Annotated in this window: 13 protein-coding genes; 3 read left to right on the top strand and 10 right to left on the bottom strand. The window is 35.0% G+C overall.

The window, feature by feature from the left end; all coding sequences use genetic code 11:
- Positions 1 to 42 precede the first annotated feature (42 nt).
- The 4 genes from QO200_RS09715 to QO200_RS09700 all read right to left on the bottom strand — a co-directional run bounded on the left by QO200_RS09715 (position 43) and on the right by QO200_RS09700 (position 6,384).
- Entirely contained in the window at positions 43 to 2,091 is a 2,049-nt protein-coding gene (locus QO200_RS09715) for a M16 family metallopeptidase (RefSeq protein WP_371539200.1), read from the bottom strand.
- A gap of 12 nt (positions 2,092 to 2,103) precedes the next feature.
- A complete protein-coding gene (locus QO200_RS09710) occupies positions 2,104 to 3,429 on the bottom strand; it encodes a M16 family metallopeptidase (RefSeq protein ID WP_371539197.1) in 1,326 nt (441 codons plus the stop codon).
- A gap of 217 nt (positions 3,430 to 3,646) precedes the next feature.
- On the bottom strand, positions 3,647 to 5,014 hold the full coding sequence (locus QO200_RS09705) for a M16 family metallopeptidase (RefSeq protein WP_371539194.1): 1,368 nt from the start codon (positions 5,012 to 5,014) through the stop codon (positions 3,647 to 3,649).
- A gap of 59 nt (positions 5,015 to 5,073) precedes the next feature.
- The gene (locus QO200_RS09700) at positions 5,074 to 6,384 is read right to left on the bottom strand and encodes a M16 family metallopeptidase (protein WP_371539191.1); all 1,311 of its coding nucleotides are present in this window, start codon (positions 6,382 to 6,384) and stop codon (positions 5,074 to 5,076) included.
- 257 nt (positions 6,385 to 6,641) lie between these two features.
- Here QO200_RS09700 and rplU point away from each other — a divergent pair, with 257 nt between their 5' ends.
- Together rplU and rpmA are read left to right on the top strand one after the other, a co-directional pair.
- Complete coding sequence (rplU, locus tag QO200_RS09695; protein ID WP_371539189.1) at positions 6,642 to 7,277, top strand: 50S ribosomal protein L21; 636 nt, start codon at positions 6,642 to 6,644, stop codon at positions 7,275 to 7,277.
- 32 nt (positions 7,278 to 7,309) lie between these two features.
- Complete coding sequence (gene rpmA, locus QO200_RS09690; RefSeq protein ID WP_091082981.1) at positions 7,310 to 7,576, top strand: 50S ribosomal protein L27; 267 nt, start codon at positions 7,310 to 7,312, stop codon at positions 7,574 to 7,576.
- Positions 7,577 to 7,880: 304 nt separating this feature from the next.
- Here rpmA and QO200_RS09685 read toward each other — a convergent pair whose 3' ends face one another.
- The 5 genes from QO200_RS09685 to ahcY form a co-directional block, all read right to left on the bottom strand.
- Positions 7,881 to 8,219, bottom strand: a complete 339-nt coding sequence (locus tag QO200_RS09685) for a DoxX family protein (protein WP_371539186.1) — start codon at positions 8,217 to 8,219, stop codon at positions 7,881 to 7,883.
- A gap of 10 nt (positions 8,220 to 8,229) precedes the next feature.
- Entirely contained in the window at positions 8,230 to 8,565 is a 336-nt protein-coding gene (locus QO200_RS09680; protein WP_371539184.1) for a DoxX family protein, read from the bottom strand.
- Positions 8,566 to 8,815: 250 nt separating this feature from the next.
- Positions 8,816 to 9,415, bottom strand: coding sequence for a hypothetical protein (locus QO200_RS09675; protein WP_371539182.1), 600 nt, complete (start codon positions 9,413 to 9,415; stop codon positions 8,816 to 8,818).
- 282 nt (positions 9,416 to 9,697) lie between these two features.
- A complete protein-coding gene (locus QO200_RS09670) occupies positions 9,698 to 10,057 on the bottom strand; it encodes a hypothetical protein (RefSeq protein WP_371539180.1) in 360 nt (119 codons plus the stop codon).
- A gap of 249 nt (positions 10,058 to 10,306) precedes the next feature.
- The gene (ahcY, locus tag QO200_RS09665) at positions 10,307 to 11,623 is read right to left on the bottom strand and encodes an adenosylhomocysteinase (RefSeq protein WP_091082992.1); all 1,317 of its coding nucleotides are present in this window, start codon (positions 11,621 to 11,623) and stop codon (positions 10,307 to 10,309) included.
- Between the two features lie 251 nt (positions 11,624 to 11,874).
- Here ahcY and QO200_RS09660 point away from each other — a divergent pair, with 251 nt between their 5' ends.
- Positions 11,875 to 12,519, top strand: a complete 645-nt coding sequence (locus QO200_RS09660; RefSeq protein WP_371539178.1) for a 4'-phosphopantetheinyl transferase superfamily protein — start codon at positions 11,875 to 11,877, stop codon at positions 12,517 to 12,519.
- 182 nt (positions 12,520 to 12,701) lie between these two features.
- On the opposite strand, the gene QO200_RS09655 is transcribed toward QO200_RS09660, so the two are convergent.
- Positions 12,702 to 13,094 carry a group III truncated hemoglobin gene (locus QO200_RS09655; protein ID WP_371539176.1) on the bottom strand — a complete coding sequence of 131 codons (393 nt, stop codon included), beginning with the start codon at positions 13,092 to 13,094 and terminating at the stop codon, positions 12,702 to 12,704.
- Between the last annotated feature and the right edge of the window lie 42 nt (positions 13,095 to 13,136).

Here is a 13,136-nt window from a genome sequence, read left to right as displayed (position 1 = left end):
CTATCGATTAAGATAGCCTTTATTTGTTAATGAGGGATTTGATTATTTAAAATCTGCATCTGTAACTCCCTCGTTGATTTTTACATCGGACATTTTGATATCCAATTCAAAACCTACGTTTTGGATAATGTTAAAAGGGACTTTCACTCCTTTAACTTCTCTATAATCCCCAAAATTAGTTACTTGAGTAATAGATTTACCGCCTTGATCCATTGTTTTTGAATCTGCTAGTTTTAAACCAGTAGCTACATCATAATAAAGGGTAGTTTTACCGTCTTTGATGGCATAAGAATCCTTACCATTAATAGTCTCGATACCATCAAGTGCTACTCCTTCTTTTTTAGCCAACTGTAATTCGTCGAATAGGACTGCGCTATTTTTCATTTCAGTCAATTCAGCTCCTTCAAAGTCTTTGCGTTGTCCTTGTTGCAACACATAAGCATTAGTTTCAGTAACTACTTGCTTCATTATGCTCATCGTTCCCATTGCTAATTCTACACTTAATTTTCCTTTTGCATCCGCTTTTGAAGTAAAAGTTAAAGGTGATGGTGCTTGAGGTATTACTGTTGAGCCTACCATAGAGATTGTTTTTACAGCTTTTACGGCTTTTTCTCCACCTATGGCGGTAATGTATTTATCTAATACGCTTTTGATGGTTACGCCTGCTGGTATGTCTTTTTTGAAAACTGGTTTTTCTATTGAATTTCCATATTTATCAAAATAAAACATAGGGATTTTTAGTTTTTCCAAGGCAGGAGCTACTTCTGATCCTTTACCCACAACTACTATTCTGATGTTGTCAGCTAAGAAAAATCGGTTAGCTACGCTTTTAATATCTTCTACTGTTACTGCATTTATATTTTTAATATAATTTTCGTAAAAATCAGCAGGTAGATTTTGTGTTTCAGTGTTTAATGCATAACGTGCTACTGTCGTTGGTTTTTGAATTTGCATTACAAAGTTACCTATGTATTTTGCTTTTGCATTTTTTAAATCGTCAGCAGAAACTAATTCTGTTCTGATTTTTTTCAACTCGCTTAATATTTCAACTACTGAACTGTCTGTTACAGCATTTCTTACTGATGTTGAAGAACGAAATTTTTCTACGTATTTACCAAATCCTATATTAGAATAAGCTCCGTAAGTCCAGCCATGTTTTTCACGCAAGTTTAAAAATAATCTTCCTTCTCCACCGCCACCAAGAATCTGGTTTGCTAAAATTGCAGCAAAATATTGTTTGTCGGTAATTTTTAAATTAACTGTATTAACCACTGCGATTTCAGATTGAACTGCATTTGGCATATCAACAAAATCAATTTGTGATTTTTGTACATTTTTAGGATCAGGATATGTAAGTTGCGGAGCACTTGCTTTAGCCCAAGAGCTAAAAAGTTTTTCAACCATTTTTTTAACTTCTTTCGTATTAACATCTCCTACAACAACTAGGTAGGCATTTCCAGGTACAAAATTAGTTTTGTAGTTTGCAACGGCATCTTGTAGGTTGACTTTATTAATGCTTTCGGCACTTAAAAATTCACCTGAAGGATGATTTACTCCAAAGGTCAAAACGTCTTCAACGCGTCCAGCAACTGCGGTCACACTTTTTTCTTGTGTTTTTATTCCTTCTAAAAGCTTTGCTTTTATCTTGTCAAATTCTTCTTGTTTAAATACAGTGTTCAATGCGCCATCAGCCATTAATTCCAGTATTCTACCAGAATATTTAGACAATCCGCTGGCTGAAGCGCCATTTGAATTAAAATTTATTTCTGCACCTAAGAAATCAACTTCTTCATTAAAGGCATCTTTTGGTGTTTTTGTAGTTCCACTTCCGATAAGCATACCGGTAATATCTGCTACTCCTTTTTTGTCTCCTTCGGCATAAGGCATGTTGTCTAAGCTAAGTCTGTAGGCAACTCTTGGTAATTTATGGTTTTCTACTACCATTACCTTCAGTCCGTTCTTTAGCTCAAAATTATTGGATTTACCAATCTTAATTGTAGGAGGAGCGGTAGGCTCTGGTTGCGGAATTACTTGTGCCTGTAAGGCTAAAGTCAAAAACAGGCTTGAAATTATATATATTGTTTTTTTCATGATGGTTCTGTATTATTTTTTGGCTTTGTCTGATGATGGAACATAATCTAATACTAATCTTTGGTTAGGATTTAGATATTTTTTTGCAACAGCTCTAATCTCTTCTGGAGTAATGGTGCGGTACATTTCAATTTCTGTATTGATTAAGTTTACATCCTTGTAAAGCATGTAGTAGGTTGCAAGATTATCTGCTATTCCTTCAATAGAGGCATTGCTGTTTACATATTGATTCTCATATTTGTTCTGAAGTTTTTGTAACTCTCTGTCAGAAATTAATTCTGTTTGTAGTTTTAGGATTTCAGAATCAATTTCGGTAAGAATGTCTTCAGATGTGCTTGGTGCTTGAGGTAAGCCATAAAGGATATATGTTCCATAATCTTCTTGACTGTAACTGAACGCACCAATTTGCAAGGCCATTTTTTTATCGTCAACTATCTTTTTGTATAGTCTAGAGCTTTTACCATCACTTAATATTGTTGAGATAAAATCCAAAACTCTAGCGTCACGAGTTTTCATAGATGGAGTTCTGTATGCCGCAACAACCATTGGGATTTGGATGTTTGTGTCCTCAAATCTTGCTTTGATGGTTTCAGTAATTGGTTTCTCTACGAAAGTTTCTCTTTCAATAGCAGCTCCTTTTTTTATGGCGCCAAAGTATTTTTGGATCCATTCTTTCGTTTGAGCAGCGTTAAAGTCTCCCGCTACTACAAGAACTGCGTTGTTTGGGATATAAAATTTCTTATTGAAGGCTTGAAACTCTTCTAATTTAGCAGCGTCTAAATGATCCATTGAACCAATAGTCGTCCAGCGATAAGGATGATTTGTGAACATTTTTTTCTTTACCTCTGGAATCATTTGTCCATAAGGGCTGTTGTCATAACGCAATCTTTTTTCCTCTTTTACAACCTCATTTTGGGTGTCAACCCCAATTTGGTTGATAACAGGATGTAACATTCTCTCAGATTCCATCCATAAACCTAACTCAAGATTGTTAGAAGGAAATACTTCGTAGTAGTACGTGCGGTCTTCGGTTGTATTAGCATTATTTGTTCCTCCGTTACCGGTCACAATTTTAAACCACTCACCTCGTTTGATATTCTCAGTACCTTCAAACAATAAATGTTCAAAAAAGTGAGCAAAACCAGTTCTTTCTGGGTTTTCATTTTTGGCTCCTACGTGATACATCACTGATGTTATCACAACTGGGGCCGAAGGGTCGTTTTGTAAAATAACATGTAGACCATTGTCTAAATTGTATTCTTCGAAGGCTACTTTTTGTGCAGAAACGGCTCCGCCAAGCAAAAGTGTGGCGCTTAACGCCATTATTGATTTTTTCATAGGTATTAATAGGTTGATTATTGTATATGTCGTGTTTTTGATTGTATTGTTACATCAAAAATAATTTTTTATAAGAATTTACATCTTTTTCAGGTATTAAATAACTTTATTGTATAATTATCGGGTCTTTTTATGAGGTAAAAAAAATAAAAAAAGACTCTCCATCAGTGAATTTGAGGGGAGTCTTTGTAAATTTATAGTCTGGAATAGCTGTCTTTTATTTTATTGTAGGTTTTGCTATTGGCTGACCAAATTTGTCGAAATAAAACAACGGAATATTAAGTTTTTCTAATCCCGGAATAACATCTGCAGCTTTTCCTGCAACTATAATCCGGGTATTGTTGATAAGGAAATATTTGTTGGCTGCTTTTAGAACATCGTCTGCTGTTACTGCGTTTATGGTTTTGATGTAGTTTTCATAAAAGTCAGGAGATAAATCTTCAGTTTCAACATTTAATGCATATCGTGCAATGGTCGATGGTTTTTCTACCTGCATTACAAAACGCCCAATATATCCCGCTTTCACATCCTTCAGTACTTCTTCAGATACTTTTTCGGTTCTTATTCTTTTAATTTCTTTTATAAATTCTATCACCGCGCTATCAGTTGCTGTATTTCTTATTGAGGCCGTCGATTTTAATTTTGAAACATATTTTCCTGCTCCTATAATGGTATTGGCGCCATACGTCCAGCCGTGTTCTTCTCTTAAGTTCATGTTTAAGTAGCTGTTAAAGTCTCCTCCGAGTATGAAGGTCGCGATTACTGCGGGAAAAAAATCTTTGTCGGCCATTTTTAAATCAATGGTGTTGACTAATGAGATTTCTGACTGAACAGCATTAGGGACGTCAATAAAATTAATTTGGGTAAAAGGAACATTTTGTGGATTGGTATACGTTATGACGGGTGTGTTAGCCCTTTTCCACGATCCGAAAAGGTTTTCAACAATAGGTTTTACCTCTTTGTATTTGATGTCTCCTATAATTACCAAATAGGCATTTTCTGGTGCGAAATGCGCCCCATAATTTGTCTTTACATCGTCTAAGGTAACATTGTTAAGTGTTTCTTCGGTGGTATATTCTCCCGCTGGATGATTCTTGCCAAAGGCCAAAGCGTTAACAGCTCTATTCGCAATTGCGGGAACATTTTTTTCCTGCGCTTTTATGCCTTCGAGTAACTTTGCTTTTTCTTTGTCAAACTCTTCCTGAGTAAAATTAGGATACAACGCGCCATAAGTTAATAGTTGAAGTACTCGACCAGAATGTTTAGAAAGGGCGCTTGCATAAGCTCCATGTGAGTTAAAACCAATGTTTGCTCCCAGAAAATCTACTTCTTCATTAAAATCATTTTTTGTGATTTTTATGTTGCCGTTTCCTATTAAGTTACTGCAAAGTTCATCTACTCCCTTTTTGCCGTATTCTGCAAAAGGAGGGTTGTCAATAGTCAGGTTAAAAGTGACTCGGGGTAATTTATGATTTTCCACAATCAATACTTTTAATCCATTGGCTAAAAAAAAGGTCTGTGGTTTTTTAAGATTTACAACTGGAGGTTTTCCAGGTTTGGGTTGGTTGCGATTTTCTGCTTGCATAATTCCTGTTACAAATAATAGGATGAATAGAATACTTGTTTTTCGTAGTTACGGAGTCGTTAATTTAGATCTGCTTCTATAGTAGGGATGTAGTCTAAGACTAATCTTTGATTCGGATTTAGATACTTTTTTGCCACTTCCCTAATTTCTTCTCTAGTGATAGAGTGATAAAGATTAATTTCGGTATTGATCAAATTGACGTCTCCATAAAGCAAATAATACTTTGCCAGATTTTCAGCAATTCCTTCCACAGTGGAGTTGTTACTCACATATTGGTTTTCAAACTGGTTTTGTAATTTTTGATAATCTTTTTCAGAGATTAAATCCGTTTGGATTTTTACGATTTCTTCGTCAATCTCATTTAGTAAATCTTGGGCGGTATGTGTCCCCATCGGTAAGCCATATAGAATATACATTCCGTAATCTTCCTGACTAAAACCTACAGCGCCTATTTGAAGGGCTATCTTTTTTTCGTCTACAATTTTCTTGTATAGTTTCGAACTCTTACCGTCGCTTAAATAAGATGATATAAAGTCGAGAACGCGAGCGTCTCTCGTTTTCATAGAAGGGGTTCTATACGAAGCAACCACCATCGGAATTTGAATGTTAGGGTCTGTATAAGTAGCTTTAATCGTGTGCGTTATTGGTTCTTCGACAAACATTTGTCTTTTAAAGACTTCGCCTTTTTCGATTGGACCAAAATATTTCTCAATCCATTCTTTTGTTTGATTTTTTTCGAAATCTCCAGCAACTATTAAAACTGCGTTGTTGGGTGTGTAAAACTTTTTGTGAAACGCTTTAAAATCTTCTAAAGTTGCGGTGTCTAAATGTTCCATGGATCCAATAGTAGACCAACGGTACGGATGATTTTTAAACATGTTTTCCTTAACAATAGGTAAAATTTTACCGTAAGGCTGGTTGTCGTAACGGGAGTTTTTTTCTTCTTTAATAACTCCGTTTTGGGTGTCGACCCCAATTTGATTGATAACCGGGTGCATTAGTCTTTCTGATTCCATCCAAAGAGCCAGTTCTAAGTTATTGGAAGGGAATACCTCGTAGTAATAGGTGCGATCATCAGAAGTATTGGCATTGTTAACTCCGCCATTAGAGCTTACAATTTTAAACCATTCACCTCTTTTGATGTTTTTAGTTCCTTCAAATAATAGGTGTTCAAAAAAGTGGGCAAAACCAGTTTTTTCTGGACTTTCGTCTTTGGATCCTACATGATACATCACTGAAGTTATTACAACAGGTGCCGAAGGGTCATGGTGCAGAATAACATGCATGCCATTATCGAGATTGTATTCTTCAAAAGCTATTTTTTGAGCAGTAGCGACTCCGCCAAGGAGAAGGGCATTATTTAATCCCATTATTGTTTTTTATTAAGATTAATAAACATGCATTTACAATAGATAAAAACATAAATTATTGTTAGTTCAAAAATACCTTTTTTTAATGATGTATGTCTAGTATTCCGTTTTTTTACTGGGAGGTATTAAATTTAGTACTTGTAAGCCCCCGAAAATAGGCAGGAAAGCAAAGAATTTGTATTTTTACTTTTAAGGGATTGCACAATAAAAATTAAATTGTATATTTGCAACCTTAAAAATCAATAAATCAATTTGGTATGTATGCAATCGTAGAGATAGCAGGGCAACAATTCAAAGTAAGCAAAGACCTAAAGGTTTACGTTCACCGTTTGGCAAATGAAGAAGGAACTACAGTTTCTTTCGACAAAGTTTATTTGTTAGACGACAATGGCGTAATCACGATAGGCGCCCCCGCTATAGAAGGTGCTTCAGTAGAAGCTAAAGTGTTACAACACTTAAAAGGTGATAAAGTTATCATTTTCAAAAAGAAAAGAAGAAAAGGGTACAAAAAGAGAAACGGTCACAGACAGTATCTTACTCAGATTCTAATCGAAGGTATTTCTGCATCAGGTGCTAAAAAAGCGGCTCCAAAAGCGGCAAAAGTTGCTGAAGCTAAAGCTCCTAAAGCATCTAAAAAAGCTGATGATTTAAAAATTGTTGAAGGTGTTGGTCCTAAAGCTGCTGAAGCTTTAGTTGCTGCTGGTATAGATACATTTGCTAAATTAGCGAAAGCAAAAGCTGCTGCTGTAAAAGAAATTTTAGAAGCATCAGAATCTAAATTATCTCATTTAGATCCAACTACTTGGGCTCAACAAGCACAATTAGCTGCAGATGGTAAAATGGATGAATTAAAAAAATTACAAGATGAATTAAACGGCGGTAAAGCAGTTTAATTAATTTATTAACAATACAAAACTAATACGTCATGGCTCACAAGAAAGGTGTCGGTAGTTCCAAGAATGGTAGAGAATCAGAATCAAAACGTTTAGGCGTTAAGATTTTTGGTGGACAAGCTGCTATCGCAGGGAACATCATCGTAAGACAAAGAGGTTCAAAACACAATCCAGGTGCAAATGTTTACATCAGTAAAGATCACACCCTACACGCAAGAGTAGATGGAGTTGTACACTTCCAAAAGAAAAGAGATAACAAATCTTACGTTTCTATACTTCCATTTGAAGTTGAAGCATAATTGATTTTATCAATGATTTTAAAACCCGTTTCGAAAGAAACGGGTTTTTTTATGTTCTTTTTCCAACGGTCATTGTAAGCTCCGAAGCGGCTCGCAGTGGAATTGTTGGTTTTTCACACCTTTTCACCTAAAAAAAAGCTGCCAGTCTTTTAAAGGCTAGCAGCTTTGGTACTCTATATCGCTTACGATCGGGAGACTCTGAATGGCATTTTTTTGTTTTAGGTTGTGATAAGAATGGGCAGCTAGTCGTCCTTTCAAAGAATTTCAAATCATCGACGAAGAAGATGAAAAGCTTCAGATGGGTTTACGCTACTGTTTCATATAAAATAAATGCGTTTAATAAAAAGTAAAAAAAGGCGGGTAAAGAAACCAATAAAGAATCTTTCATCTTTATTCTTACCCCCGTGCCAAGAAGCATCAATAAAGCCAACCCTGCTGAAGACAGAACTAAAACGGTATGGTTTTGCAAGCCTATAAATAAACCTGTGGCCCCAGCCAGTTCTAAAAGAGCGGTTAAAGGGCCAAATTTTTCAAGACCAAAGCGTTTAAATTCATTTTTCATGTTCGAGGAGACAAAATAAGCTATCCCGTATACGAGAAAGGAGGTTGCCGAAAAGAAAATAAGTGCATTTAAGAAATCCATATTTTTATTATTAAGAAGCCGATAGGGCCACAAAGAGAGATAATGCTAAAAGAAATAAAGAAGGCAGGTGTTTCAGCCATGGGTTTTTTGCTTTGAAATGAAAAAACTGTGCGCACACCATTAAAAAAGCCATTACGAGTGCCGGTATAAACACTAATGTTGGAAACCATATTCCAGTTATTAATAACGTTGCCAATGCTATTTTTGAAGCGCCCACGATATTTCTCGTCAAATCAGACAGGCCATATTGTTTGAATTCTTTCACGATGTTGTCAAATCTAAAAATCCAGACGTAACCCACGGATATCGCGATTACAAGTTGGCCGATGATGGTGTAAGTATTCATAATTTTATTTTTAAAGTTTTTTACTTGATTTTTACAAATAGAGCTTATCAGTGAATTTATTTCTCTAAAGTAATCAAATATACCATAAACTTAGACTAATACAGGGCTGTAGTGTTGATTTATAATAATTATGTATTTCGTAGCGATATGCGGTAGTGGAGACAGACTGTAGCGTCTCTATTTGTAATTACTGTAGATTATAAGGTAGTTGTATTTCTTAGTGTCGATTTTAGACTTGTGTGGTCAGTCCTTACTGCAGTTTAAAATAGTAAAAAACTAGATTGCCACAAACTAATTGAGTATAATTATCTCCTATTTTTTCTCCAATATAAAATGCTGTTAATTCACCTGAATCTTTGTTAATATTGTAATCCCAGACTTCGTTATTTGAATATAAAATATCTGCAAAAGAATAGGACTCGGGATTTTCGGAAAAATTAATTTTTTCAGTTTTTGCTAATTCCCACTTTTTTGAATTACGATACAATCCAAAAAACAGAATTTCATCGGCGGTAATTGTTATCATTTTTGCAACTAAGCCATCACCTGGCATCGCCCAATTTGCATCTTTAGAAATCCATTTCCAATTCCCTATTAAACTATTAATTTTATCCTTCCTCAAAATAGTTTTTATAGAATCTGCTTTTTTTAAAGCAATTTGGGCAGTTTCTGAATTTGGGTTTATCTTATGTGCTATTGTAAATCCTCTGATCGCGACCAGATAATCGTGATTTTCAAGTAAATTTTGCGCCAACTTAAATTCTTGTTGCTGATATTCGTTTCGATTATTGTCTTGGGCCCAAAGTGCAGTGGTTAATAATAATAGTAAAGGGAGTATATAGTTTTTCATAGGATTAAAAACTGGTTTTTTTGATTGTAATCCTATCAAATATACTATAATTAAGAATCAGTTTTATATAATTAATGTAGTGTGTTACTATTCGAAAGTTTGTGTTAATTAACGAAAACAATATTGTTTAAAATGGGTAGCATGAAGGATGGAAGCGTAAATCCTTTATGTTTTTTCTTTAAAAACATAAAGATTGCAGCGCACAGCCTGACCCGCTGTAACGTTAGTGGAAGTGGGACATGCCCAAAAACAAAAACCAGCCTTTAAGGCTGGTTTCATTTTTTAGTCAATTTTTGCTTTTTCAAGCGTTCTGTTATACGCTTCTTTAGTGTCTTGACCCGCCTCTTTCATCGCAGCTTTCGTGCTTTCCCATGCTGATTTAGCTTTTGCTGAGGCTTCACGTGCCGTTTTTTCAGCGGTCGCATCTCCTCGTTTCACAGCGTCTGCAACGTCATTTTCTGCTTGACGGTACTCTCTTTCAGAATTGTCCAAATCTAGGACATAGTCAACTTCAGTGTCTAGTTCTGTTGTAACTGTTCCATCTGAATGAACTACTGTTTCCTTTTCTGTCGTAACCTCTTTTTTACAAGATGTGGTAAAAATTAAACCGCAAATTGCTAATGCTAATGTGATTTTTTTCATGATTTTTATTTTAGATTAGATATAAATTTAATAATAATTTTAATCACTAGTTTGCGAAATAGTTGATTTTTACCATTTTTTCAGAAATGTTATAAATTTAAATATTACAAACAAACCTAGCACAATACAATAAATTTTTTAAAATTACATAAAAAAAACCCTCACATTCAAACTGAATTTAGTTCAGTTTCCTGCAAGGGTTTCTATAAATCTGAAATCATAAATCGCCATTCAGCGATCTACAATCATTTAGTATCTGTAATATTCTGGTTTGAATGGACCGTCAACTGGAACTCCAATGTAAGCAGCTTGATCATCACGTAAAGTTTCCAATTCAACTCCTAATTTAGCCAAGTGAAGCATTGCTACTTTCTCGTCTAAGTGTTTTGGTAACATGTATACGTCATTATCGTAATTTGCGCTGTTTTTCCACAATTCGATTTGAGCTAGAGTTTGGTTTGTAAATGAGTTACTCATTACAAAACTTGGGTGACCTGTAGCGCAACCAAGGTTCACTAAGCGACCTTCAGCCAAAAGGATGATGTCTTTACCGTCAATAGTATATTTATCAACCTGAGGTTTGATTTCAACTTTAGAAGCTCCGTGGTTAGTGTTTAACCAAGCAACTGCAATTTCATTATCAAAGTGACCGATGTTACAAACGATAGTTTTATCTTTCATTTGCTCAAAGTGAGAACCAAGAACGATATCTTTATTTCCAGTAGTTGTGATGATGATATCAGCATTACCTACAACAGTGTTTAATTTTTTAACTTCAAAACCGTCCATTGCAGCTTGTAAAGCACAAATAGGATCGATTTCAGTAACTGTAACGATAGATCCAGCACCTCTAAAAGAAGCAGCAGTACCTTTTCCTACGTCACCGTATCCACATACAACAACTCTTTTACCAGCAAGCATAATATCAGTTGCACGACGAACTGCATCAACTGCAGATTCTTTACAACCGTATTTGTTGTCAAATTTCGATTTAGTAACCGAGTCATTAACATTGATTGCAGGCATTGGTAAAGTTCCCGCTTTTACTCTTTCGTAAAGTCTGTGAACACCAGTTGTAGTCTCTTCAGATAAACCTTTGATTCCAGCAACTAATTCTGGGTAACGGTCGATAACCATGTTAGTCAAATCTCCACCATCATCAAGAATCATGTTCAATGGTTTTCTGTCTTCACCAAAGAAAAGAGTTTGCTCGATACACCAGTCAAAATCAACTTCATTAAGACCTTTCCAAGCGTAAACTTGAATTCCAGCAGCAGCCATAGCAGCAGCAGCTTGATCTTGAGTAGAGAAAATGTTACAAGAAGACCAAGTAACTTCAGCACCAAGAGCGATTAAAGTCTCGATTAAAACTGCAGTTTGGATTGTCATGTGTAAACATCCAGCAATACGAGAACCAGCAAGTGGTTGTTCGTCTTTATATTCAGAGCGAAGTGCCATTAAACCAGGCATTTCAGCTTCAGCTAATTCAATTTCTTTTCTTCCCCAGGCTGCTAGAGAAATGTCTTTTACTTTGAAAGCCACAAAAGGCATAGTTGTAGTACTCATTTATAGTATATTTGTAATTATAAATTTTTTTGCAAAATTACGCAATAACTTATGATTATAAAAACATTCCTTCCTATTTATGAATTGTTTAGGAGTGTAATCTTTTATAAATCAATAAAATAAATTGTAAATTAACCTAGATTTTATTTTTAGGAGCTAATCCCGCTGTCCACTATATCTTTTTATCCTGAAGAAAATTCAGGATAAAAAGGATGCCGTTTCCATCGGGGCTATAAAATCAAGTACGTAACATGCCATTATTCAAAACGATACACTTTAATTCTGCAACACAAATTTTCGTTTGGAAAATCACTGAATCATTTGAGCAATTAAACAACGAAGTTCAGCTAAACGATAAAAACTGCATTCGCCTTGAAGGAATGAAATCTGAATTGCATCAGCGGGGTTTTCTCAGTGTTCGCAAACTATTGCAAACTGCCGGTTATACTGATTTTGATTTGTATTATGATGAATTTGGGAAACCACATCTCAATGACGAAAAGTACATTTCTATAACGCATTCCCATAATTTTTCGGCCATTATAGTGAGCAACGAAACCGTAGGAATCGACATCGAATTGCAGCGCCCAAAAATCACCCGTATTGCGCACAAGTTTGTTGATGAGGAATATAGCTATTTGGATGAAAATGATTTAGAAGCCTATGTCAAAAAGCTTACCGTGATTTGGGGAGCAAAAGAAGCTATTTTTAAAATCCGAAATGAAAAAGGGATCAGTTTTAAAGACCATATTAAGGTTGCAGCATTTCAATTAGATGATCTAAAAGGAAAAGCAGAGCTTCATTTTGAGGGTATAGTTGTGGATTACGAATTGTTTTATGAAGAAATTGAAGGTTTCGGACTTGTTTATGCTTTAGAGGAAAAGAATAGAAGTTAGAAAATAGACTTTAGAGGTTAGAAAAAAGAGAATATAGCTACGCTTTTCAAAATTCTAATTTCCATAAAACTTATATGAGCTTATATTTCTTAAATGTTTAAATTATTTTAAACATCAATAAAGTAGCAAAGCCACGTAAAGCTACTAAACTTATATGGCTTATATGTTAAATAAAAATTACCCTAACTTCTACTATTAAACATACCCATATAGATAAAGGTCCCCATTTTTCGGGCTCTACGTTTTAGGATTTCAACGTTTTCGCCTTCAAAAAGTTCGTCTAGCGTTTGTGTCCAATAATTCAACCAGATCCCAAATTCGTTAGGTCCTATTTTACCACCAAAATGGGCATCAACTTTAACATGAGCTTTTAAAGGATCCCCTTTGTACATTTTACCACCAAAGAGATTCATCTCCCAAAAATTAGTTAGTTTCTCTAGATGTTCGTCCCAATCTTCAATCATTTCATTAAAGAAAAAATTAATCTCCTCGTCTGCTCTTATTTTATCGTAAAAAGTATTCACTAAAAGCGCAAGGTCTTCTCGGCTAGTAATGTCTTTAGGAGCAATATTCATATTAGTTTATTTAGTGACAAATGCCAAACTTGTAATTTATTT

This window comes from Flavobacterium sp. Arc3 (assembly GCF_041431375.1).
In the GTDB taxonomy this organism is placed as follows: Bacteria; Bacteroidota; Bacteroidia; order Flavobacteriales; family Flavobacteriaceae; genus Flavobacterium.
Note: the sequence above shows the minus strand (reverse complement) of the source record. Positions and strands in the feature narration are given on the sequence as shown.